The 23,946-nt window shown below is 65.2% G+C and carries 22 protein-coding genes; 13 read left to right on the forward strand and 9 right to left on the reverse strand.

The annotated features are described in order from the left end of the window. Positions 1-231: 231 nt before the first annotated feature. Positions 232-1,113, forward strand: a complete 882-nt coding sequence (locus KVX96_RS15995) for an NAD(P)-dependent oxidoreductase (protein WP_261195724.1) — start codon at positions 232-234, stop codon at positions 1,111-1,113. Between the two features lies 1 nt (position 1,114). Then, positions 1,115-2,125, forward strand: coding sequence for a D-erythronate dehydrogenase (denD, locus tag KVX96_RS16000; RefSeq protein WP_261195725.1), 1,011 nt, complete (start codon positions 1,115-1,117; stop codon positions 2,123-2,125). Here the strand turns inward: denD and KVX96_RS16005 are convergent. Then, positions 2,104-2,751 (reverse strand): GntR family transcriptional regulator, encoded by a 648-nt coding sequence (locus KVX96_RS16005; protein WP_261195726.1) that lies wholly within the window; start codon positions 2,749-2,751, stop codon positions 2,104-2,106. The two genes, denD and KVX96_RS16005, sit on opposite strands and share 22 nt — an antisense overlap. Before the next feature lie 225 nt (positions 2,752-2,976). Between KVX96_RS16005 and KVX96_RS16010 the strand changes: the two genes are divergently transcribed. From KVX96_RS16010 to KVX96_RS16045, 8 genes are all read left to right on the forward strand, one after another. Further along, entirely contained in the window at positions 2,977-3,993 is a 1,017-nt protein-coding gene (locus tag KVX96_RS16010) for a TRAP transporter substrate-binding protein (protein ID WP_261195727.1), read from the forward strand. Positions 3,994-4,110: 117 nt separating this feature from the next. Beyond that, positions 4,111-4,995, forward strand: a complete 885-nt coding sequence (locus KVX96_RS16015) for a TRAP transporter small permease subunit (protein ID WP_261195728.1) — start codon at positions 4,111-4,113, stop codon at positions 4,993-4,995. Continuing rightward, the gene (locus KVX96_RS16020) at positions 4,995-6,620 is read left to right on the forward strand and encodes a TRAP transporter large permease subunit (protein WP_261195729.1); all 1,626 of its coding nucleotides are present in this window, start codon (positions 4,995-4,997) and stop codon (positions 6,618-6,620) included. Before KVX96_RS16015 ends, KVX96_RS16020 begins: the two co-directional genes overlap by 1 nt. A gap of 179 nt (positions 6,621-6,799) precedes the next feature. Continuing rightward, complete coding sequence (locus KVX96_RS16025) at positions 6,800-8,305, forward strand: UxaA family hydrolase (RefSeq protein WP_261195730.1); 1,506 nt, start codon at positions 6,800-6,802, stop codon at positions 8,303-8,305. A gap of 15 nt (positions 8,306-8,320) precedes the next feature. After that, entirely contained in the window at positions 8,321-9,172 is an 852-nt protein-coding gene (locus KVX96_RS16030) for a shikimate dehydrogenase family protein (protein WP_261195732.1), read from the forward strand. 67 nt (positions 9,173-9,239) lie between these two features. Beyond that, positions 9,240-10,127: an NAD(P)-dependent oxidoreductase gene (locus KVX96_RS16035; protein WP_261195733.1), complete on the forward strand. Its 888-nt coding sequence runs from the start codon at positions 9,240-9,242 to the stop codon at positions 10,125-10,127. Positions 10,128-10,136: 9 nt separating this feature from the next. Continuing rightward, complete coding sequence (locus tag KVX96_RS16040; RefSeq protein WP_261195734.1) at positions 10,137-11,072, forward strand: DMT family transporter; 936 nt, start codon at positions 10,137-10,139, stop codon at positions 11,070-11,072. Between the two features lie 25 nt (positions 11,073-11,097). Then, positions 11,098-11,691 (forward strand): LysE family translocator, encoded by a 594-nt coding sequence (locus KVX96_RS16045; RefSeq protein WP_261195735.1) that lies wholly within the window; start codon positions 11,098-11,100, stop codon positions 11,689-11,691. A gap of 7 nt (positions 11,692-11,698) precedes the next feature. Here KVX96_RS16045 and KVX96_RS16050 read toward each other — a convergent pair whose 3' ends face one another. After that, entirely contained in the window at positions 11,699-12,517 is an 819-nt protein-coding gene (locus KVX96_RS16050) for a hypothetical protein (protein WP_261195736.1), read from the reverse strand. A 248-nt stretch (positions 12,518-12,765) separates the two neighbouring features. Here KVX96_RS16050 and KVX96_RS16055 point away from each other — a divergent pair, with 248 nt between their 5' ends. Then, the gene (locus tag KVX96_RS16055) at positions 12,766-13,602 is read left to right on the forward strand and encodes a bifunctional allantoicase/(S)-ureidoglycine aminohydrolase (RefSeq protein WP_261195737.1); all 837 of its coding nucleotides are present in this window, start codon (positions 12,766-12,768) and stop codon (positions 13,600-13,602) included. On the opposite strand, the gene KVX96_RS16060 is transcribed toward KVX96_RS16055, so the two are convergent. The 4 genes from KVX96_RS16060 to puuE form a co-directional block, all read right to left on the reverse strand. Further along, a complete protein-coding gene (locus KVX96_RS16060; RefSeq protein ID WP_261195738.1) occupies positions 13,599-14,498 on the reverse strand; it encodes a LysR family transcriptional regulator in 900 nt (299 codons plus the stop codon). The two genes, KVX96_RS16055 and KVX96_RS16060, sit on opposite strands and share 4 nt — an antisense overlap. Before the next feature lie 255 nt (positions 14,499-14,753). Then, positions 14,754-16,172: a uracil-xanthine permease family protein gene (locus KVX96_RS16065; protein ID WP_261195739.1), complete on the reverse strand. Its 1,419-nt coding sequence runs from the start codon at positions 16,170-16,172 to the stop codon at positions 14,754-14,756. 43 nt (positions 16,173-16,215) lie between these two features. Continuing rightward, entirely contained in the window at positions 16,216-16,719 is a 504-nt protein-coding gene (locus KVX96_RS16070; protein WP_261195740.1) for an ureidoglycolate lyase, read from the reverse strand. Then, positions 16,716-18,128 (reverse strand): allantoinase PuuE, encoded by a 1,413-nt coding sequence (gene puuE, locus KVX96_RS16075; protein ID WP_261195741.1) that lies wholly within the window; start codon positions 18,126-18,128, stop codon positions 16,716-16,718. The genes KVX96_RS16070 and puuE overlap by 4 nt, the downstream gene beginning before the upstream one ends. A 145-nt stretch (positions 18,129-18,273) precedes the next feature. Here puuE and uraH point away from each other — a divergent pair, with 145 nt between their 5' ends. Continuing rightward, on the forward strand, positions 18,274-18,630 hold the full coding sequence (uraH, locus tag KVX96_RS16080; protein ID WP_261195742.1) for a hydroxyisourate hydrolase: 357 nt from the start codon (positions 18,274-18,276) through the stop codon (positions 18,628-18,630). On the opposite strand, the gene KVX96_RS16085 is transcribed toward uraH, so the two are convergent. Continuing rightward, the gene (locus tag KVX96_RS16085; protein WP_261195743.1) at positions 18,627-19,535 is read right to left on the reverse strand and encodes a LysR family transcriptional regulator; all 909 of its coding nucleotides are present in this window, start codon (positions 19,533-19,535) and stop codon (positions 18,627-18,629) included. The two genes, uraH and KVX96_RS16085, sit on opposite strands and share 4 nt — an antisense overlap. A gap of 99 nt (positions 19,536-19,634) precedes the next feature. On the opposite strand from KVX96_RS16085, the gene KVX96_RS16090 reads away from it, so the two are divergent. Continuing rightward, positions 19,635-20,867: a urate hydroxylase PuuD gene (locus tag KVX96_RS16090; RefSeq protein ID WP_261195744.1), complete on the forward strand. Its 1,233-nt coding sequence runs from the start codon at positions 19,635-19,637 to the stop codon at positions 20,865-20,867. Between the two features lie 11 nt (positions 20,868-20,878). Here the strand turns inward: KVX96_RS16090 and acnA are convergent, their stop codons facing one another. Both acnA and rraA read right to left on the reverse strand, forming a co-directional pair. Continuing rightward, a complete protein-coding gene (gene acnA, locus KVX96_RS16095; RefSeq protein WP_261195746.1) occupies positions 20,879-23,431 on the reverse strand; it encodes an aconitate hydratase AcnA in 2,553 nt (850 codons plus the stop codon). A gap of 40 nt (positions 23,432-23,471) precedes the next feature. Next, the gene (gene rraA / locus KVX96_RS16100; protein WP_261195747.1) at positions 23,472-23,945 is read right to left on the reverse strand and encodes a ribonuclease E activity regulator RraA; all 474 of its coding nucleotides are present in this window, start codon (positions 23,943-23,945) and stop codon (positions 23,472-23,474) included. Position 23,946: the final 1 nt, after the last annotated feature.

Here is a 23,946-nt window from a genome sequence, read left to right on the forward strand (position 1 = left end):
CGGGAGGGACGGCGCGGGATCCGAGGTGTCAACTAATTGGGAATGCTTTCCTTTTCCTTCCCTTTCGTCCGGAGCCCCGCCACGCGAACACTCGAGTGCACGCTATTTTGGTGCTGCTCGAAGCTTGGCGAAAATGGGTCTGGCCGCGGGCGAGCCTAGTCTCTAGGCTTCGCCGAAATCAAGGGCGGAACCGCTGCGCAGGCCCCTGCGCCGCGCCAGGAGGGACACATCATGACGAAACCGACAATCGCACTTTTGGGCACCGGGCTGATGGGCGCGCCGATGGCGGCCAACCTCTGCCGGGCCGGATACCCTTTGCGGGTTTGGAACCGCACCCGCACCAAAGCCGAGCCGTTGGCGGCCCAAGGCGCGCAGGTCTGTGACAGCGCAGCTGAGGCCGTTGCCGGGGTCGATATCGTGATCTCGATGATGGCGGACGGACCAACCACCGCTGCCGTGCAGGCCGAGCCCGATCTGCGCGCCGGGCTGAAGGCGGGGGCCCTCTGGATCGAGATGGCCTCGGTCAAACCCGAAGAAGCCCGCGCGCAGGCCGCCGATCTGGCCAAGCTCGGCCTGCGCCACCTCGATGCGCCGGTCTCCGGCGGCACCAAGGGTGCGGAAGGGGCGAAGCTCGCGATCATGGTAGGCGGTGAAGCCGAGGTCTTTGCCGAAGCTGAGCCTGTGCTCTCTGCCATGGGCCGCCCGGTGCATGTGGGGCCGTCGGGCAGCGGAGAGCTGTCCAAACTGGCCAACCAATCCATCGTTGCGATCACCATCGCCGCCGTGGCCGAGGCCATGCTTCTGCTCGAAAAGGGCGGCGCCAACCCGGCTGCCGTGCGCGACGCGCTGAAGGGCGGCTTTGCGGATTCCACGATCCTGCAACAGCACGGCCAGCGGATGACCGAAGGCAATTTCGTGCCCGGCGGGCTGACGAAATTTCAGGTCAAGGATCTGGACAACGTGCTGGCAGAGGCCGCCGGGCTGGGCCTGACCCTGCCCACGACCCATGACGTGAACGAACGCTTCCGCCACCTGTGCGACGCGATGGATGGTGGCGACATGGATCACTCCGCGCTCTACCTCGAACTCAAGCAACGCAACGGGCTGGTGTGAGATGCGTGACATCGAGGAAATCCTGATCATCGGCGGCGGTGGCATGGTGGGCCAGAAGCTCGCCCATGCCCTCGTGCAGGCACCGCTGACGCCCGATACCACCTCCGCCCTCACCCTGATGGACCTCGGCTTCCCGCCCGAAAGCCCAATGGGCGCACGGCAGATCATCGCCAATGTCTCCGATCCTGCGCCACTCAAGGCGGCGCTGGCCGAGCGCCCGGCGGTGATCTTCCATTTCGCCGCCATCGTCTCCGGGCAGGCGGAGGCCGATTTCGATCTGGGCTGGGAGGTCAATCACATGGCCTTCTGGCGTTTCCTCGAAACGGTGCGCCACGAGCATATCGCCAGCGGTGGCAGCTACTGCCCGCGCGTGGTGTTCACCTCCTCCATTGCCGTCTTTGGCGGCCCCTACCCCGAGGTGATCGACGACGGCTTCCCGCCCGCGCCGCTCACCTCCTACGGGGCACAGAAGGCGGCCTGCGAACTGATGCTGGCCGATTTCTCCCGCAAGGGGTTTCTGGACGGGATCGCCATCCGCCTGCCCACGATCTGCGTGCGGCCCGGCAAGCCCAACAAGGCGGCCTCGGGCTTCTTCTCGGGCATCATCCGCGAGCCGCTGAACGGGCAGGACGCGGTGCTGCCCGTCGGCACGGACGTGCGCCACTGGCACGCCTCCCCCGCCTCCGCCGTCGGCTTCCTGCGCCATGCCGCGCGGCTGGATACAGGCCAACTCGGACAGCGCCGCGCGCTGAACCTGCCCGGCGTTTCCTGCACGGTGGAAGAGCAGATCGAAGCCCTGCGCGATGTGGCCGGGAATGATGTGTTGGCACTGATCAAACCGCAGCCTGATCCGACCATTGAGGCTATCGTGGCCGGCTGGCCGCGCAATTTCGCCCCCGAACGGGCGCTGGCGCTTGGCTTCACGGCGGATGCAGACTTCCGCAGCATCATCGAAGCTTACATCCGTGACGATCTCGCGCCTGAACAGGCTCAGAGGTTGCGCTTGAGGTGATCGTGGATCGCCTTGCGGCAGGCGGCTTCATCGCGGCCCAGAGCGGCGTCGAGGATCGTCTGGTGCTCACCGATGATGGCGCGGAAGTAATCGCCGCCGAAATCCCGTTCCAGCGCGAACATCTGCTGGCGGAACTGAAGGTAGATGCTGTCGAAGCTGTGCAGCAGGATCGGCGAGTCACAGGCCGAGATCAGCGTGCGGTGAAAATCATACTCCGCCGAACTCCAGAGCGCGCTGTCCTCGCCCGGCGCTCCTGATTCTCGCGCGATTCGGGTTTCGATATGCACAAGTTTATGATGCGCGGCCGTGAGTTGCGCCTCCCATGCGACGCCGCCAAGCTTCATCGAGCGCGCGGCGCCCTCCTGTTCGAGCATGATTCGAAACCGGGTCACGTCAGCGCGAATCGACTGTGAGCAGGGCTGTGTACGAAAGCCGCGCTGCAACTCGAAGGTGACGAGCCCCATCGATGACAGCCGCAGCAAAACATCCCGGATCGTATTGGCCGAACAGCCGTATGCGCCTTGTAACGTGCCGGGTTTGAGCTTTGCTGCAGCGCCGAAATAGCCGTTGATCAGCTTGTCCTGAAGGTCGCTGTAGATGGCTGCGGTGTCGGCGCTTTTGACCATGATCTGCTCCCAAGGCTTGCCCGCACGCTCCCCCGCGCGGGCCTCAACCTGACCGGAATCCGTAGCATGAGCTTCCGCAAGATTTCCAGAAATTTCAAAATTTTTTTCTTTTTCAAATTATTGTTGGCACATCGAAAAGCCGTTGCTAGGCTCCCCCTGCGTCAATCCGGCACGGCCAGGGAGGAAGGCTTTCGGACGCGCAACGACAACATTGGGAGGAACACCATGAAACTCAGGAAACTGGCTGCGGCCTTGGCCGGTGCGACGGCACTCATCGCGGGCACCGCGATCAGCGCGGACACCACGAAGCTGCGCATCCAGACGCACTACGCCCCGGAAACTGTCTCCGGCAAGCTGGCCGCACAATACATGGAAGACATCCAGGCGATGTCCAACGGCGAGATCGAAGTAGAGATGTTCTACTCGTCCTCCGTTGTGAAATCGGTGGAAACCTTCGACGCTGCCGCTACCGGCATCCTCGATTGCGACATGACCGGCGGTGGCTACCAGACCGGCAAAAACTCCGCCTTCCAGTTCGTGGGCGACATCATGGGCGGCTACGACACCCCCTACCAGCAGCTGTCCTGGCTGTATTTCGGTGGCGGCAAGGAAGCAGCGGCTCCGCTCTACAACAAGTACGGCATGGAGCTGATCGGCTGGTGGGTCTACGGCCAGGAGAGCTTCGCCTCCTCCAAGCCCATCGAGAAAGTGGAAGACTTCAAGGATTGGAAATTCCGCTCCCCTCCGGGCATGCAGACGATCATCTTTGAGAAGCTCGGCGCATCCCCGATCGTGATGGATTTCACCGAGATCTTCACCGCGCTTGAAACCGGTATCATCGACGGTGCAGACGCCTCCGGCCTTGCCAACAACGTTGGCCTTGGTCTCTACGACATCGTGAAATACGCCAACTTCCCCGGCTTCCACTCGATGCCGTCCGACCACCTCGCCTGCAACAAGGCCGTGTTCGACGCGATGCCCGAGCATCACCAGCGCATCATGAAAGTTGCGATGGAAGCTCTGGCCCTGCGCACCGCGCTGACCTTCGAGAAAGCCAACGCCGAAGCCGCCGCCAAACTGCGTGCCGATGGCGTGACTCTGTCTCAGTGGTCCACCGAGGAGCTCAACAAGTTCCGCGGCGCGGCCCAGGCCGCCTGGGGTGAGTTCGCCGATACGCCGGAAGCCAAGGCTCTGGTGGAATCGCACCTTGCCTACCTCGAGCAGCTTGGCTTGAAACAGTAAGCCAACCCACAGACAGACCCCGCCCGCATTGGGCGGGGTCTTTTTTTGTCTTTGCAGCAGGGCAAAGGCAAACACCTCTGGAGACATGGGGACAACATGCCGGAAAAATCAGGGAGCTTGGTCGAGTGGCTTGTGCCGCTGGCCTTCATATTCTGCGCGGGCTGGGTCATCTGGCACATGCCAGCCTTCACGCTCACCTTGGCGACGCCCGAAGATCCTTCGCAATACGACAAGCTTCTGGCTCTGTTCAAACGCGCAGACATCACACCCAATCTGCCCGGCCTCTTCGGCGGCTATGCGGATATCATCGACTGGCTGGCCCTGCTGATGATCCCGGCGCTCGCCTATGTGGGCATGCGCACGGTGCGCCGCGCGCCGATGGAATTTGAAAGCTGGCGCGCGATTGACCGCCTGTCGGTCTTCATCGGCCGTGTCACCATGATGCTGATCGTCGTGCTCTGCTGCGTGATGATCTACGAGGTGATCCTGCGTTACATCTTCGAGGCCCCAACGCTCTGGGCCAACGAGCTTTCGCTCTGGCTTGCAGGCTTCGTTTTTCTTTGCGCCGGGCTCTACGCCATGCAACAGCGCAGCCACATCCGGATTTTCCTGATCTACGACATGCTGCCGCGCAACCTGCAGCGCACCTGCGACGTGATCTCCACTGTCCTGATCGTGACCTTCGCCTTCTTCCTATTCTATGGCGGCTATGGCGAAGCCTTCGACAAGTTCTACCGCTGGGAGACCTTCGGCACCGTTTTTGACCCGCCGATCCCCGCCACCCTGAAACCCATGGTGCTGATCGTGGTGACGCTCGTGGCCTTCCAGGCCATCGTGAACCTGATCTCCGACTGGAACGCCGAGCCGGTGGTACACACCGCCGCCGATGACATCGACGAAGACGAACTCGCGCGCCTGCGCGCCGCTGTCGGCCATGATGGTGTCGGCGAGTTGGACGTCACGCGCGGCTCCATTCAATCCAACGAATACGAGAAACGCTGATGGATATCGGAACGATCTCTCTGGTCCTGATGCTGGGCCTCATCCTGCTTCTGGCCATCGGCATGCCCCTGGGTTTTGCCTCGGCCATCCTTTCGGTGCTCGTCCTCGTGATGAAATTCGAGCCCACCCTGCTGACGGCCCCCTGGACCTTCGGCGACGGCATCCTCACGGGCCGCCCCGGTTCGGGGCCGCTCAACATCCTGGCCCAGCGAATATACGGATTGCTCACGGACTACGTGCTCATATCCATTCCGCTGTTCATCTTCATGGCCGCGCTGCTGGAGCGCTCGGGCATCGCGAAGGACATGTATTCCTCGCTCAACGTCTGGCTCAACCGCACCCGCGGCGGCATCGCCATCGTGACCTCGATCATGGCCGTCATCATGGCGGCGATGTCGGGGATCATCGGCGGCGAAGTCGTGCTGCTGGGCTTGATCGCTCTGCCGCAGATGCTGCGGCTGGGGTATAATCAGAACCTCGCCATCGGCACGATCTGTGCCTCAGGCAGCCTTGGCACGATGATCCCGCCCTCGATCGTTTTGATCATCTACGGGCTGATCACCGAAACCTCGATCAAGGCGCTGTTCACGGCCTCTTTCATTCCGGGCTTCATGCTCGCCTCCTTCATCATCATCTACATCATCATCCGCACCCAGATGCGGCCCGAGGATGCCCCCCTGCCCGAGCCCATCGAGGGTGAGCCGGAGGGTTTCGAGAAGTTCAAGCTTTTCGCAGGCTTCCTCTGCATCCTTCTGGCAGGCTTTGCCTCCGTGCTCTTCCTGCGCGCGCTCTTCTTCGAACTGAGCGGTCAGAACGCGACGAACACCGGCGACGCCTATGCTTACGGCACAGCCGAATGGCTGCCGCGCTTCGGTGGGGCCGTGGTGTTTGCCTTCGTGATGATGTTCTTCGTGTTGGGCCGCGCGCGTACAGCGCTCGGGTGGCAGATGGGCAAGGGCCTCGTGGCCCCCATCGTGGTGATCGGCGTGGTGATGGGCTCGATCTACGGCGGCATCACCGGGATTACCGAGGCCGCTGGCATGGGCGCGCTCGCGGTGCTGGTGATCGCGATCTTCCGGGGCGAGGCCTCCTTCGATCTCGTCTGGGACAGCCTGATGCGTACCCTGAAATCCACCGGTACGATCATCTGGGTCACGATCGGCGCCACGGCGCTGGCCGGGGCCTATACGATCGCGGGCGGGCCCACCTATGTGGCGGATTTCATCGTCGGCTCCGAGCTGCCGACGATGGGCATCATCCTGATGATGATGGTGATCCTGCTGTTCATGGGGGCCTTCATGGATTGGGTCGGCATCGTGCTGCTGATCATCCCCGTCTTCCTGCCCATCGTGCAGCGCCTGCCCATCGAAGAGATCGGGCTCATCGGCCAGCTTGAGCCGCGCTACGTGGCGATCTGGTTCGGGGTGGTGTTCTGTATGAACATGCAGGTGAGCTTCCTGTCGCCCCCCTTCGGCCCCGCGGCCTTCTACCTGAAATCGGTGGCCCCGCCGCATATCTCGCTGACGGATATCTTCAAAGGCTTCCTGCCTTTCATCGGCATCCAGCTGCTGGCACTCTCGGTGCTGCTGATCTGGCCGCCGATCGTGGAAATCCTGCTCAAGTGATCTCCGGTCCGGGCCGCCCAGCGGCCCGGACCTCCGCATTTTGTTCGAAAATGCCAAAAAAACATTGAATTCAATTGCACAGCCTGCCGCTTTGCCTGCTGATGTTAAACGCTGCCGGATGAATGATTCGGTGGCCAGCGCGGGCAGGTATCGCACCGCCCCACGCCGCAGGAGACCACATGCCCAGAACCGTGCGCCTTGATCCGTCCGACAATGTCGAGACAGCCGTGGAAGCCATTGCCGCCGGCACGCAAGCCGCAGGCGTGACAACGCTGCAGGCGATCCCCTCTGGCCACAAGCTCGCCACGCAGGACATCGCGCGCGGGGATGCCATCCGCAAATACGCCCAGATCATCGGCTATGCCGCCGAGGACATCCCTGCCGGCAGCCATGTGCACACCCAGAACGTCGAATTTCGCAACACAGACGTCGCCTATGATTTCGCCACCGATCTGCGCCCGGCTCCGGCGGCGCAGGCCAGCGAAAGTTTCATGGGCTACCGCCGCGAAAACGGCAGCGTCGGCACCCGCAACTACATCGCCATCGTCACCTCGGTGAACTGCTCGGCCACCGCAGCCCGCCGCATCGCCGATGCCTTCGGGCCGGAGGAACTTGCCGAGTACCCCAACGTCGACGGAGTCGTGGCCTTCGTGCACGGCACCGGCTGCGGCATGGGCGGGGATGGCGAAGGCTTCGAGGCACTCCAGCGCGTCATGTGGGGCTATGCGCGCCACCCCAACCACGCCGGCGTGCTGATGGTGGGGCTGGGCTGCGAGATGAACCAGATCGACTGGCTGCTGGAGGCCTATGGGCTGAAGCAGGGCCCGCTCTTCCAGACGATGAACATCCAGAACGTCGCCGGGCTGCGGCGCACGGTGGAAATGGGGATCGAGAAGGTCCGCGCGATGCTACCCATCGCCAACACCGCGCAGCGCACGCCGTGCCCTGTGTCGGAGCTGAAAGTGGCCTTGCAATGCGGTGGCTCGGACGCGTGGTCCGGCATCACCGCGAACCCGGCGCTTGGCTATGCCTGCGATCTGATTGCAGCGCAGGGCGGCACCGGCGTGCTGGCCGAAACGCCTGAGATCTACGGCGCCGAGCACCTGCTCACCCGCCGCGCCAAGGATGAGGCCACCGGCCAGCGGCTGATCGGCCTGATCAAATGGTGGGAGGATTACACCGCCCGCAACCGCGGCTCGATGGACAACAACCCCTCCCCCGGCAACAAGAAGGGCGGGCTGACAACGATCCTCGAAAAATCCCTCGGCGCGGCAGCGAAGGGCGGCACCACTCCGCTGAACGGTGTCTACAAATACGCCGAGCCCGTCACCGCCCAAGGCTTCACCTTCATGGACAGCCCCGGCTACGATCCGGCCAGCGTGACAGGCCAGATCGCGGGCGGCTGCAACCTGGTCTGCTTCACCACCGGGCGCGGCTCGGCCTTTGGCAGCAAACCCGCCCCGACGATCAAAATTGCCACCAACGCAGCGCTTTATGCCAAGATGCCCGAGGACATGGACATCAACGCAGGCACCATCCTGACCGAAGGCGTCAGCGTGGAAGAGAAAGGGCGCGAGATCTACGAGATGTTCCTGGCCGTGGCCTCCGGCCAGCAAAGCAAATCCGAGGCACAGGGCCTCGGGGATTACGAATTCGTGCCGTGGCAGATCGGCGCGGTCATGTAAGCGAACAAGACACAGATGAAGACACTACGCATTGGACTGATCGGCGAACACATCGGCGCCTCACGTTTCTCGGCAGCGATGGAGGCGCTCTGCGGATTGCACGGGCTGACCCTCGACTTCACCGCCATCGACACCGCTGAGGATCCGGGGTTCAGCCTGCCCGACACACTCGCACGGCTGCAGGCCGAGGGCTGGGACGGCGTCTCCGTCACCCATCCCTACAAGGGGGCTGCAGCGGCCTATGCGGGCGCGGCCGTCACGCAGGATGTGGCCGCGATCGGAGCCAGCAACCTCGTGATGTTCAAGCCCACACTGATGGCGCACAACACCGACGCCCCCGGTTTCCGGGCCGCCTGGCACGATGCTTTCGGCTCCGCCGCGCCGGGGCAGGTGGCCATGGCCGGTGCGGGCGGCGTGGCCCGCGCGGTGGCTGCAGCGCTACTGTCGCTCGGAGCCGACGAGATCACCGTCTGGGACAACGACGCCGCGCGCGCCAAGGCCTTTGCCGATAGCTTTGGCCCTTCCGTGAAGGCCATCCCCATCGCCAGGGCGCCCGACGCCGTACGCGAGGCCGACGGGTTGGTGAACGCCACGCCGCTGGGCATGGGGCGGGACAAGCGCAGTGCCTTCACCGCCAATTTCCTTGGCTCCCAAAGCTGGGCGTTTGACGCCGTTTACACCCCGCCCGACACGCCCTTCCTGCGCGACGCCGCCGGGCGGCATCTTTCGGTGCTTTCCGGCGTGGCCCTGTTCCGCTTCATGGCGCTGGCCTCTTTCGCCGTCTACACCGGCCTCACCCCCGAAGAAGACGCCGCGCTGGAGGCCCTCGCCCCGCTCGCCCCGGATTTCCCACCGGCCCGTCGCTAAGGCGCGGACGCGCCCGGATCCGTTCTCACCCTCTTTCCAACATCCGTTTTTCTGCAAGGAGCACATCATGTCCAAACCCAAAATCGGCTTTATCGGCCTCGGCCTCATGGGCTCTGCCATGGTGCAGCGCCTGCTGGATTGCGGCTATGAGCTGACCGTGCTCGGCAACACCGATCGCACTGGCGTGGAGGCCGCGCTGGCCCGAGGCGCGGCGGAAGCCGCCACCGCGCGCGAGTTGGCCGCAGCGAGCGACATCGTGATGCTCTGCATGGGCACCTCGGATCATGTGGAGGGGCGGATGCGCGGACCGGATGGCGTGATTGCGGGCCTCAAGCCGGGCGCCGTGGTGATCGACTACGGCACCTCCCTGCCCTCTTCCACCATGGCGCTTGGTGCGGAAGTGGCGGCGGCCGGGGGCACGCTGCTCGATGCGCCGCTCGGGCGCACCCCGAGCCATGGGCGCGAAGGCCAGCTCAACATCATGTGCGCCGGCGACGAGGCCGCCTATGCCAAGGTCAAACCGGTGCTCGATGATCAGGGCGAGAACGTCTTCCACCTCGGCCCGCTTGGGTCGGGCCACACGATCAAGCTGATCAACAATTTCTTCGCCATGACAACCGCCAACGCCATGAGCGAGGCCTTCGCAATGGCCGACAAGGCCGGCATCCCGCGCCAAAACCTCTATGACGTGATGAGCGCAGGCCCGCTGCGGTCGGGGATGATGGATTTCGTCACCGCCTATGCGCTGGAAGGCGACGCCCAGAAGCTCGCTTTCTCGGTGCGCAATGCCGCCAAGGACGTGGGCTACTACGGCACAATGGCTGAAGGTCTAGGGGTGGAGTCCATCATGTCCAAAAGCGCGCGCGAAGCCCTTGGCGCGGCGCTGGAAGATGGCCGGGGCGACGATCTGGTGCCCCAGATGGTCGAGTTCTATTCCGCCCGCTTCGGCAAATAGGCGCGCCGCGTGAGCACGGCCTCTCCGCTCGGTGCGCCGCAGGTGCGCCTCGGCATGGGGCTGATGACCCTTGCGTGGTTCTTCTTTGCCTGCACCGACACCACGGTGAAATGGCTGGCCACGCTAGGCCTTCCGGCGCTGCAACTGGCTTTCATGCGCTACTTCGTGGCGCTGGTGCTCACGGTGGCGGCCCAGAGCGGCGTCGCGCGGCAGAACCGGCGCAAGCGCGCCGCGCTTCTGGCGGCTGGCGGCACGCCTCAGGCGCTGCTGCGGCTCACAAGGCCGCAGATCACGATGCTCACCTTGCGCGCGCTGCTGCTTGTCTCAGCCACGGTGGTGAACTTCATCGCCATCCGCTACCTCTCGCTCACGCTGATCGCGGCGGTGATGTTCTCCGCCCCGATCTTCACCTGCGCACTCTCCGCGCCTTTGCTGGGTGAGAAGGTCGGCCCGTGGCGCTGGGGGGCGATCCTGCTGGGCTTTGTTGGCGTGATGATCATCGTGGCCCCGTGGAGCGAATCCTTCCACTGGGCGGCGGCGATGATCGTCTATAACGCGCTGGCGATGGCCTTCTTCTCGATCCTCACGCGCAAGCTTGCCGGCCATGTGCCTGCGCTCACCATGCAGATGTTCCTGAACGTGCTGGGCGTCTGCGTGTTGCTGCCCTTCGCGATCCTCACGTGGCAGAACCCCGAAACGATGCGCGACTGGCTCCTGCTCTGCATCTTCGGTGCCTTCGCCTGGACGGGGCACGAGCTGTTCAGCAACGCCCACCGCTTTGCCGAAGCCTCGGTGCTGATGCCGTTTCAGTACTCCTACATCCTGTTCATGTCGGCGGGCAGCTTCTTCGTGTTCGGCGATGTGCCGGGGGTGAACACGCTCACCGGTGCGGCGGTGATCATCGTTGCGGGGCTCGTGATCTGGTGGCGGGAGAACCACGCATGAGTGCCGCCCCTGAAAGAGAGACGCCATGCTGACCTTCGCCGCCGCCGTCTTCTTCCTGATCATCACGCCGGGGCCCGGCGTGCTCTCGACCGCCGGGGTCGGCTCAGCCTATGGCGCACGCGCGGGCACGCGCTACGTGTTCGGCCTCTGGATCGGCAACAATGCCGTGGCGCTGGCGGTAATCTCAGGCGTGGCGGCCGTGGTGCTGGCGGCCCCTGCGGTGCGCAACCTGCTCTTCGTGCTCTCCACGGGCTATCTGCTCTACCTCGCCTTCCGCATCGCGGCAGCAGGCTCGAAACTCGCCTTCATCGAGGCCCGCAGCGCGCCGGGGATCGTGAACGGCATCGCGCTGCAGGCGATCAACCCGAAGGCCTATGCGGTGAACACCGCGCTGTTTTCCGGCTTTTCCTTCTTGCCGGGCAACCTCGCGGCGGAAACCGCGCTGAAACTGGTGATCTTCAACGCGATCTGGATCCCGATCCATTTCCTCTGGCTCGCGCTTGGCATCCGCCTGCACGCGCTGGATCTCTCGCCCAAGGCCCACCGCGCGATCAACATCGCGATGAGCCTGTCGATGCTGGCCGTGGTGGCGCTGGCCGTGGTGGCCTTCCTGCGATAGAGCCGCGTCAGAAGCTGAAGGTCAGGCCTAGATAGGGGCCGTGCTGGTCCACGTCATAGGCGAAGCGGCCGCCGGGGCGGTCGGTGGCGAAATCGATCCCGTAGAACTGGTAGCCGAACCGCAGGGAAGTGTTTTCCCATTTCTGCCAGTTGAAACCGACCAGCGCGAGGTAAGAGAGATCGTTGCCGTTCACGCCAAAGCCGCTCAGCTCGGCGCGCGCGCCGAAGATCCAGTCGTCCGCGATCTCCACCGAGTAGCGCGCCGTGACAACCGGCTCAAACCAATCCTCCGTGCCGCCGATGGTGGCCGTGCCACCGCCAGCCCCAGTGCCGGTGACCTCCTGCTTCAGGCGGTTCCACTTGGCGCCGAAGGCCAGATCGGTGGCAAAGGGACGGCCTGCGGCATTGACGCCGGCGTTCACGCGATAGGCCCCCTGCACCGCGACGAAGGCCTGCCGGGCGTCCACTTCCACGCGGGTTACCGCAGGGCCGGGCAGGGACTGATCCAGCCCGAGGTTCGTCCAATAGCCTTCCACGATGATCCCGTAGCGCCCTTTCCAGCCCTCGTAGCGGATCGAGGCCGCGCCCTGCAGCAGGTCGAAAATATCGCCGAGGTCCAGATCCAGATCGGTGCTGGTGCCGTCGATCGTCGAGGTGCCGGTGGTAGAGAGCGGCAGGAACAGGAACGGTGTAATCGAGTGTTGCCAGCTGTCGGCGCTCAGTTCACCGGGCAGCGGTTGCGCCTCGGCTTGCGGGGCGGCCAAGGCGAGCCCGACACAGGCCGCCGCGGCCAAAGCCATCCGGTTCAGATATCCAGTCACACCCATGAAACTCTCTCCCTCTTGCCAAAGCCGCCCCTGCAGCACAGGGGCCGTTTCGCCAAGGGTTCCACAGTGCAGGCGTTTCACCAAGTGTTTTCAAAGCCGCATTGCGCCATCCAGCGCAATCTGCGGCCATTTTCAAACGGTTTCGAAAGCACTCTTCGCCGCAATCCCGGTGGCAGGGAGCGATCCAGCGGCCCATAGTTGGCCTCTGTTTCTTTTGTCCTGTCCCTTTGCCCCGCCAAGGAGCCCCGATGCCCGCCCCCACCTACTATGCCCCCCGTGGCGGCCTGCCCGGACAAGATCAGCTCCTGACCGACCGCGCCATCTTCACCGAGGCCTATGCGGTGATCCCACGCGGCACGATGCGTGACATCGTGACAAGCTACCTGCCCGGCTGGGAGGCCACGCGGCTCTGGGTTCTGGCGCGCCCGATGACGGGCTTCGCCGAGACGTTTTCGCAATACATCATGGAGGTCGCCCCCGGTGGCGGTTCTGATGCGCCGGAAAGCGATCCGGAAGCGCAAGCCGTGCTTTTCGTCGTGGACGGCGAGGCGCTTTTGACGGTGAATGGCACGCTGCACAGGCTGGTGCCCGGCGGCTATGCCTACCTGCCCCCCGCCTGCGACTGGACGCTGAAGAACGAAAGCGATGCGCCTCTGCGCTTCCACTGGATCCGCAAGGCCTATGAGCCGGCGGAAGGCCTCTCTGCACCCGAGCCGCTGATCCTGAACGAGCAGGACATAGCCCCCACCCCGATGCCGGGCACCGACGGCAAATGGGCCACCACCCGCTTCGTGGACCCGGCCGATCTGCGCCACGACATGCATGTGACCATCGTCACCTTCGAGCCCGGCGGCGTGATCCCTTTCCTTGAAACCCATGTGATGGAACACGGGCTCTACGTGCTGGAGGGCAAGGCTGCTTACCGGCTCAACGGCGATTGGGTCGAGGTGGAAGCAGGCGATTTCATGTGGCTGCGCGCCTTCTGCCCGCAGGCCTGTTACGCAGGGGGGCCGGGCAAGTTCCGCTACCTGCTCTACAAGGACGTGAACCGCCAGATGCCCCTGCGGCTCAGCCCACGGCGTTAAGCCAGCAGCTTCGCGCGCCGTGCCACCACGAAATCCACCAGCCGCCGGACCTTCGGGTCCAGCAGCTTCTTGTGGGGGTAGAGGCAGCCGAAGATCGAGGGCACCGGGCGGTGTTCGGGCAGCACTTCCACCAACCGCCCGGCCGCGAGATGATCGGCCACGTCAAAGCGCGGCTTGTTGACGATCCCCCGCCCCGCCAGCGCCCAATCCGTCAGCACGTCGCTGTCGTCTGCATCGTAGCGGCCCGAGACCTCCAGTTTCTGCGGCCCCCGCGCGGTTTGCAGCATCCAGAAGTATTCCGGCGAGCGCGGGAAGCGCAACAGCAGGCAGTTGTGCCCGGCGAGCAGATCCTCGGGGCGCTGCGGGGTGCCGGCCTGTTCCAGATAGGCCGGGGCCGCGCAGAGCACGCGCTCCACATCGGCGATCTTGCGCATCTTCAGGCTGGAATCCGGCGGCGTGCCCACGAAAAAGGCCACGTCCAGCCCTTCAGCCAGCAGATCCACCTTGCGATCCGACATCCGCATACGGATCTGCACCTCGGGGTTTTCGTCGACAAACTCCGGGATCAGCGGCGCGATCACCCGGCGCCCTACGCCCAGCGGCGCCGTCACCCGCACCACGCCGCGCGGGGTGTCGGAAAACTCGGATACCACCGTCTCCGCCGCGTCCACCGCCTCCAGCACCTTGCGGGCTTCCTCGTAGAAGCGCTGGCCCACTTCGGTCGGGCTGATCGAGCGCGTGGTGCGGTTGAAGAGCCGCACGCCGAGCTTCTTTTCCAGCTCTTTGATGCGCTTGGAGGCCACCGCCGGGGTCAGCCGCAGATCGCGCCCGCCTGCCGTGATGCTGTTCAGCTCCACAACGCGGGTGAAGACCCGAAGGCTTTCGATATAGGGCATGGCTTGGCTCCGGGCTGGTGTTGGGCGGAGGGTAGCTTTTTCAACGTGCTGCGGAAAGTGGCTTTGGATTGTCAACAAATTCGTAAGGGATCGGAAAAAACGGTAGCGCCGTCCCGCGGGGTGGCGCAATCGCGCCGCCCCATGGGGGCGGGACGGCGCGGCCCGACAGTGCCTGTCGGGCGGGGGGGGGGCGAATGTACCAACAAAAAAGCGCGCGGGGCTGCCCCCACGCGCCTTCCAGTCGTTTCCGGTAGCCTACTTGCTGCTGCCCAGCGAGCCGGAGCCATGGCCCTGCATACCGCCCGAAACTTCCTCGGTCGCTTCACCGGAAAGCTCCTCCGGCAGCACGAGGTTCAGCACGATGGCAATCAGCGCCGCCGGCAGGATGCCCGAGGTCGCCAGCACTTTCAGCGTGCCCGGCAGGTACTGCAGCGCGCCCGGCTCCAGCTGCAGCCCGAGGCCCAGCGACAGCGAGATGGCGAAGATCACCATGTTGCGGCGGTTCCAGTTCACGTCCGACAGCATCGAGATACCGGCGGCCACAACCATACCGAACATCACGATCACACCGCCACCCAGCACCTCGATCGGCACCGAGGAGATGATGGCACCGATCTTGGGCACGAGGCCGCAAAGGATCAGGAACAGCGCGCCGATCGTCACCACGTGGCGGCTCATCACGCCCGTCATGGCAATCAGGCCCACGTTCTGGCTGAAGGAGGTGTTGGGCAGCGCGCCGAAGAGGCCCGCCACGGCAGAGCCGATCCCGTCCGCGAAGGTCGCGCCCTGGATTTCTTTGTCGGTCGCCTCGCGGCCCGCGCCGCCCTTGGTGATGCCCGACACATCGCCCACGGTTTCAACCGCCGATACGAAGGCCATCAGGCAGAAGCCGACAATGGCGGCCACGCTGAACTCGAGGCCAAAGTGCAGCGGGTTCGGCAGTGCAAAGCTCGCCGCGCGGCCGACGTTGCCGAGGTTCACCTCGCCGAGCAGGAAGGCCACCACATAGCCCGCCACGAGGCCGAGCAGCACGGCGGAGACCGACAGCATGCCACGGGTGAAGAACTTCAGCCCCAGCGTGACAAGGATCACGACGCCGGCCATCGTCCAGTTCAGGGCCGAGCCGTATTCCTCGGTGCCGATGGCCGGAACGCCGCCGGCGGCATACTGGATGCCGACCTTCACCAGTGCGAGGCCGATCATCGTCACCACGAGGCCGGTGACAAGCGGCGGCAGCGCGAAGCGGATCTTGCCGATGAAGAGGCCAAGACAGGCGTGGAAGATGCCGCCCACCAGAACGCCGCCCATGACGACGGCCATGGCGTCCACCCCCTTGCCCGCGACGAGCGGAATCATGATCGGGATGAAGGCGAAGGAGGTGCCCTGCACGATGGGCAGCCGCGCGCCGACAGGGCCGAAGCCGATGGTCTGTAGCAGCGTGGCCAGCCCGGCGAAGAACATCGACATCTGGATCATGTAGATCATCTGCGGGAAATCGGGGCTGTTGGAGCCGAAGCCGAAGCCCGCCGCGCCGCAGATGATGATCGCGGGCGTCACGTTGGAGACGAACATCGCCAGCACGTGCTGGATGCCGAGCGGCACCGCCTTGGCCAGCGGCGGGGTGTAATTCGGATCGCGGAGTTCCTCCGGCGTTCCGATGGTTGAATCTGTCATGTCTGTTTCCCTCTGTCCTGTTGATTGGGGTGGCCCGCCTTATTCAGCTGGCGGGTCCGGCTTCACCTGTGATGGTGAATGGGGTGTCGAACCAGTGCTCCTCAAGGTTGGCGCCGCTGCCGATCCTGTCGACAACGGCAAAGAGCGCGGGTTGGGAAAGGGGGGTGAGCACACCGTGCCAGGTGCCGCGATGGTAGTTCACGCCCTGCCCCACCTCGGTGAAAAAGGCGCGCGGGCGGCCCGGCTGGCCGGCGTCATCGGGTGCGACCACGACAAGGAAGGGCGCGCGCTGCATCGGCAGGAAAGCCTGGCTGCCCTCCGGGTGGCGCTCCACCATCTCAAGGCGCAGCGGCAGTTGGCGGGCCTGCGCGTTGAACAGGCTGATGCCCGCGCGGCCCTCGGCAAAATCGAGCGACGCGCGATCATGGTAGCGGCCGCAGAGGCCCTGATTGATGAGCTTGTCGGGATCGCCCGCGATATCCAGCACGTCGCCGAACGGGGCGAAGGCCTCTGCCGTGAGCGGCTCTATGACGATCACGCCACTCACCCGCCCAGCTTCTCCAAGAGCCGCAACTCGGCGATGCGCTCCACCTGCCTGCAGGCCTCCGCAAACTCGGTGGCGCGGTCATTAGCGATCCGGCGCTCGAAGGCGGCAAGGATCCCGGCCTTGTCGTGATCGCGCACGGCGATGATGAAGGGGAAGCCGAACTTTGCCGTGTAGGCATCGTTGAGCTCGGTGAAGCGCGCGCGTTCGGCGTCTGTCAGCGCATCGAGCCCGGCGCTCGCCTGTTCCGAGGTGCTTTCGGCTGTAAGCCGCTTGGCCTGCGCGAGCTTTCCGGCCAGATCCGGGTGCGCGGTGAGCACGCCGAGGCGCGCCTCCTCGCTTGCGGTGCGGAACACGCGGGCCAGCGCGGAATGCACGCCCAGCGCGCTGTCATGCGCGGGGCCGAGCTCCAGATCGTGGGCAGCCTCGGCAATCCACGGGCTGTGCTCGAAGATGCCGCCAAAAGCCTCAACGAAAGTGGCCTTGTCCATCTCTGAGGGGCGCTCCGTGGCAACCGGTGGGTGGGTTATGGCCCAGTGGTCGGCGATCTGCTCGCGCGTGGCGAACCAGACGCCCTCATGCCCGGCCATGTAATCCAGCGCGCGTTTCAAGGCGGCGGCGCGGCCCGGACGGCCAATCAGCCGGCAGTGCAGCCCGATCGAAAGCATCTTCGGCGCACCCGCCTGCCCTTCGGCATAGAGCACGTCAAAACTGTCTTTCAGGTAGGATTCAAACTGATCGCCCGCCGTGAACCCGGCCTGAATGGCGAAGCGCATGTCGTTGCAATCCAGCGTATAGGGCACGATCAGCAGATCCTTGCCGCCCGCTTTCACCCAATAGGGCAGATCATCGGCGTAGCTGTCGGCCACATAGGCCAGATCGCCCTCTTCCGCGGCCAGATCCACCGTGTTCATTGAACAGCGCCCCGTGTACCAGCCGCGCGGCGGGCTGCCGGTGACTTCGGTATGCAGGCGGATCGCCTCCCGGATCTGGGCGCGCTCCTCCTCGGGCGGCATGTCCTTGTGTTCGACCCATTTCAGCCCGTGGCTCGCGATCTCCCAACCGGCGGCTTTCATCGCGGCGACCTGCTCGGGCGAACGCGCCAGCGCCGTGGCCACGCCGTAAACGGTGATCGGCAGATCGCGCATCATCCGGTGCAGCCGCCAGAACCCGGCGCGCGCGCCGTATTCGTAGATCGACTCCATGTTGAAATGCCGCTGACCGGGCCAAGCTTGCGCGCCGGTGATCTCCGACAGGAAGGCTTCCGAGGCCGCATCCCCGTGCAGGATGTTGTTCTCGCCACCTTCCTCGTAATTGAGCACGATCTGCACGGCGATCTTTGCGCCGTTTGGCCACTGCGCCACCGGCGGCTCTGCGCCGTGGCCCTTCATATCGCGCGGATAGCGTTGCACGTGTCTTGCCCTCTTGTTTTACCCCAAGATAAACCAGAAGATCGCCCAAGGTTTTCAAATAATGCCAAAAAGAGCCTTCTGCCCCGAAACGCTCGCAACCGGGTAAATTTGCGCCCTAAAAACAGGCACAGTGTAGGAGAGAGAGATGACCGGCTACCTGACGACCCATGTTCTGGACACCGCCCGCGGCTGCCCGGCGGAAGGCATCCGCATCGCGCTCTACCGCGTGTCGGGCAACAGCCACCGCAAGATCGCCGAAACGGTTACCAATTCAGACGGGCGCACCGATGCGCCGATCCTGCCGGAAAGCGCCTTCAAGACGGGCACCTATGAGCTGGTGTTCTTCTGCGGCGACTACCTGCGCGCCACAGGGCAAGCCGAGGGCGAGGTGCTGTTTCTGGACGAGGTGCCGATCCGCTTTGGCATGAGCGATGCAGACGCCCATTACCACGTGCCGCTGCTGCTTTCGCCCTTCGGCATGAGCACCTATCGCGGCAGCTAAGTGCCCCTCACCGCGTCCGCGATCCGGTCGATCACGAAATCCATGAAAAGCCGGGTTTTCGGATCCTGCCCGCGCCGGTGGGTGAAGAGGCAGGCCATCTGGATCGGCACCGGCGGCGTGGCCTCGGCCACGGGCAGAAGGGCACCGCTGGCCAGATGCTCGGCCACCTCGAAGCGCGGTTTCAGCACGATCCCTTGGCCTGAGAGCGCCCAGTCGGTCAGCACGTCGCCATCGTCGCTCTCATAGCGCCCCGCCACGCGGAAGCGTTTGGGGCCGTCCTGCGTGGAGAGCCGCCACTGAAATTCCGTCGCGCCGGGAAAGCGCAGGTTGAGGCATTCGTGCCCCTCGCTCACCAGTGCTGCGCCATCCTCCGGCATGCCGCGCGCCTCGATATAGGCGGGCGCGGCGCAGAGCACGCGCTCCACATCGGCGATCTTGCGAATACGGAGCGTGCTGTCGGTGGGCTCGCCAAGGAAGAAGGCCAGATCCAGCCCCTCGGTTGTCAGGTCCACGGTGCGGTCGGTGAGCCGCAGGCGCAGGCTCACTTCGGGGTAATGGCGCAGGAACTCCGGCACCAGAGGCGCGATCAGCCGCCGCCCGACGCCCAGCGGCGCGGCCACGTAGAGCGCGCCGCGCGGGTTCTCGGTGATGTCGGCGATCTGGGCCTCGGCACTTTCCACCGCCGCCAGAATATCGGTTGCGCCTTTGTAGAAGGATTTCCCCTGCTCCGTGGGCGTCAGGCTGCGCGTGGTGCGCTGGAACAGGCGCACCCCGAGGTGCTCCTCCAGCTGCGAGATGCGCGAGGAGGTGACTGCCGGGGAAATGCGCAAATCCCGGCCAGCGGCCGACATGCTGCCCAATTCGTAGACACGCACGAAGGTGCGGATATTATCGAAGTAGGACATTCTTCCGATATTTTTGATGGTGCTTGATAAAGGCAAGCAATAGCAGAAGAAACCCGCCTCGCCTAGGCTGGCGGGAACGCGCGACAGCAGGAGAGAGCGATGTATGATCTGGCGGTGATCTGGGATTGGGTGGCCTTCGCGGTGCGCTGGCTGCATGTGGTCACGGCCATCGCCTGGATCGGCTCGTCCTTCTATTTCGTCGCGCTTGATCTGGGCCTGAAGAAAGTGCCGCATCTGCCCCCCGGTGCCCATGGCGAGGAATGGCAGGTGCACGGCGGCGGCTTCTACCACATCCAGAAGTATCTGGTGGCCCCGGAAAACATGCCCGAGCACCTCGTCTGGTTCAAATGGGAGAGCTACGCCACATGGCTCTCCGGCGCCGCACTTCTGATGATCGTTTACTGGGTGGGGGGCGAGCTGTTCCTGCTCGATCCCACCAAGGCCGAGCTTGCGCTCTGGCAAGGGGTGCTGATCTCAGCCGGCTCGCTCACCATCGGCTGGCTGTTTTACGATTTCCTCTGCAAATCCCGGCTTGGCGAAACGCCCACGGCACTGATGCTGCTGCTCTTCGCGCTGCTTGTCGCGATGAGCTGGGGATACAACCAGATTTTCACAGGGCGCGCCGCGCTGCTGCACCTCGGGGCTTTCACCGCGACGATCATGACGGCCAACGTCTTCTTCATCATCATCCCGAACCAGAAGATCGTGGTGGCGGATTTGAAGGCGGGCCGCGCGCCGGATCCGAAATACGGCAAGATCGCCAAGCTGCGCTCCACCCACAACAACTACCTCACGCTGCCCGTCGTCTTCCTGATGCTGAGCAACCACTACCCGCTCGCCTTCGCCACGGAATACAGCTGGATCATCGCCAGCCTGATCTTCCTCACCGGTGTGACGATCCGGCTCTTCTTCAACACGATGCATGCCACGGGCAAGAAGCTCTGGTGGACATGGGCGGTGACGGCGATGATCATGCTGGTGATCGCCTGGCTGTCCACCGTGCCGGGGCATGGCAGCTATGACGAGGCCGAGGCTCGTGCACTTACCCCTGCAGAGGAACGTTTCGCCGCCGCGCCGGGGTTTTCCGACGCCTATGACACGGTGATCGGCAATTGCTCGATGTGCCACGCGCGCGAGCCGGTGTGGGAAGGCATCCGCTGGGCGCCCAAGGGCGTGCTGCTGGAAACCGAGGCCGATGTGGCGCGCCACGCGGGCCAGATCTATCTGCAGGCCGCCGCCAGCCACGCGATGCCGCCGCCGGGTGCTTTCGAGATGGACGGTGAGGCCCGCCGGGTGATCGAAGGCTGGTACAAGGGCGCGAAAGGCGGCTGAGCGCCGCGGGCCTAGCGGCCCAGCCGCGCCGTCAGGATCCCCGGGAGCACACCGCCTGCCCGCAGAAGCGCCACCTCCTGCTGCGTTTCCACTGCCGCACGGCAGCTCAGGGGCTCCGTGGCGCCGCTGGCCCGTTGGATCGCCACCTCCACCGCCCCACCCATCGACAGCCTGTCCGCCGATGCGTCGATACGGATCGCATCGCCCGCAGAAAGCCCGGCGCGGTCGGGCAGGAAGCTGCCGGTGATCTCCAGCGGCAGGATGCCCATGCCGATCAGGTTGCTGCGGTGGATCCGCTCGAAGCTGCGCGCAAGGATGGCGCGCACGCCGAGAAGCGCGACGCCCTTGGCCGCCCAGTCCCGGCTGGAGCCCATGCCGTAGCGGTCGCCGGCAAGGATCACGCTGCTGCGCCCCTCGGCGGCCAGCCGTTGCGCCGCTTCAAACAGCGGCAGCACCCGGCCATCCGCCAGCACGGTTTCATTCGGGGCCAGACCGGGCTGCAGGTGGTTTTGCACCAGACGGTTGGTGAACAGCCCGCGCAGCATCACCTCCCAGTTGCCCCGGTAAGACGCGTAGACATTGAGTTCCCCTGCCTCCGCCCCACGTTCGATCAGCCAGCGCCCGGCGAGGCTTTCTGGCGCGATCGCGCCCGCAGGCGAGATGTGATCGGTGGTGATGTCATCGCCCAGCACCATCAGCGGCTGCGCGGTGTACCGCCCGAGCCGCGTGCCCTGCCCCGCCGAGGCAAAGACAGGGCGGCGCAAGGTGCGCGAGGCCGGATCCCACGCGAACCGGGGGCCGGCGGCGGCGGCCACCGCCGCCCATGCAACGCTCTGGGAGGCCTTGGCAAAGGCGCGGGGCACATCCTCAGAGCGCTGCCCCTCCGCCAGCGCGGCTGCGATTTCCGACGGGCTCGGCCAGATGTCGGCCAAGACCACCGGCGCACCGTCTGGGCCGTGGCCCAGTGCATCGCTTTGGATGTCGCCTTGGATATGGCCCTTCAGCGCATAGGCGATGACGAGCGGCGGCGATGCGAGGAAGGCCAGATCCAGCGCCGGATGCACGCGGCCAGGAAAGTTGCGGTTGCCCGAAAGGATCGCGGCCACCGCCTTGCCTGCGCCCAGCGCCGCTGCAACGGCCTCGGGCAGTGCTCCGGAGTTGCCAATGCAGGTCGTGCAGCCGTGGCCAACGATGTCAAACCCCATCGCAGAAAGCGGTGCGAGCAGGCCTGCCCGTTCCAACAAGCCACGCGCTGAAGGCGAACCGGGCGCGAGCGAGGTCTTGACCCACGGCTTGGGCGCAAGCCCCAGTGCATGGGCTTTTTGCGCCAACAGGCCGGCGGCGACGAGCAGCGCCGGATCGCTCGTGTTGGTGCAACTGGTGATGGCCGCGATGCCCACGGCGCCGTCGGGCAGGCCGGGCTCGGTCGCGGACGTGGCAAGCGCGCGGCCCAGCGCCTGCGCCACGCGCGGGGCGGCCTCTGCGGGGGCGCAAGTGTCCTGCGGTCGGCGCGGACCAGCGATCTGCGGGGGGATCGCGGAAAGGTCAACCGCCATTTCTCTGTCGAACCGGGGCCGTGCGGCTGGATCGAACCAGAGTCCCATGGCGCGAAACGCAGGCTCGATGGGGGCCACGGCCGCGTGGCTCCGCCCGGTGCGGCGCAGGTAGGCAAGCGTCTCGGCATCCACTGGGAAATAGCTGACGGTCGCGCCATACTCCGGTGCCATATTGGCCACCACGGCGCGCGCATCGGCGCTAAGCTGGCTGACGCCCGGTCCGAAGAACTCCACGAAACAGCCGGTGACACCCAGCGCGCGCAGCTTTTGGGTGAGCGCCAGCGCCAGATCCGTCGCCAAAGCGCCGCCACGAAGGGCCCCGTGCAGAAAGACTCCGACCGTGCGCGGCAAGGCAAGCGCAACGTCCTGCCCGAACATCACGCTCTCGGCCTCCAGCCCGCCGATGCCCCACCCCAGAACGCCGATCCCGTTGATCATCGGCGTGTGGCTGTCGGTGCCCAGCATCATGTCCGGGTGCGCAGAGCCATCGGGCCGCACCACCAGCACCTGCGCCAGCTGTTCAAGGTTGAGCGTATGCATGATGCCGGTGCCAGGCGGATGGACACGCACGCCGGGCAGCGCATCGGCGGCCCATTTCAGGAAGCCGTAGCGCTCCGCGTTGCGGGCGTATTCATTGCGGGCATTCTGGCGGAAGGCCCCCGGCGCGCCGAAGGCATCGACGGCGAGCGAGTGATCCACCGAGACATCCACCGGCAGCACCGGCGCAAGCCCGGCGGGATCGGCCCCCGCCTCCGCCAGCGCATCGCGCAAACCGGCCACATCCGCCAACGCCGGGGTGCAGGTGGTGTCATGCATCAGCAGGCGGTTGGGGCGGAAGGTGAAGGCAAACGGCGCGGCGCTTTCGGCGCGCCCTTGGGCCAGAGCCTGCAACAACTCCCCCTGAGCCCCGCCAGCCCGCAGATGATTTTCGCAGAGCAAGCGCAGGCTGTGGGGCAAATGCGCCAGCCGCTCCCCCAGCAGCGCGGGCAGGTCCGTGACCCGGAGCACCGCGCCCCCAACGCACACGTCCCGGTGCAACACCCCCATGTCAGACAAGCCGTACCTTGCTGTGCAACACACCATCGGCGTCCCCATAGGCCCAATCGCCGGGATCAAAGCGCACACCTCCGACCGAGACGGTGCCCCCGGCCCGGCCCCATCCGGCCTTGGCACTTTTTACAGGGCTCGTGCCCAGCGCGAACACAAGCGTGTCCATCGCGGAGATTTCGCGGCTGTCGCGCAGGGCGGCGTTCAGGATCACCCCGGCCCAGCCATTTTGGATGGCCAGCCCGGCGAGCATGTCGCCCAGAAGGGCCACGCGGGTCGAGCCGCCGCCGTCCACCACCAGAACGCGCCCCTCGCCCGGAGTTTCAAGCTCGGCCCGCAGGGCGCTGTTGTCTTCGAAACATTGCACCGTCTGCACCGGCCCCGCGAAGAAGGGCCGGGTTCCAAAGCGGCGAAACGGCAGGTGGACAAAGCTCAGCGCAGGCGCATGGGCGTCGATCAGGTCAGCGGTTTTCATC

It is taken from the genome of Pseudoruegeria sp. SHC-113, assembly GCF_025376885.1.
In the GTDB taxonomy this organism is placed as follows: Bacteria; Pseudomonadota; Alphaproteobacteria; order Rhodobacterales; family Rhodobacteraceae; genus Pseudoruegeria.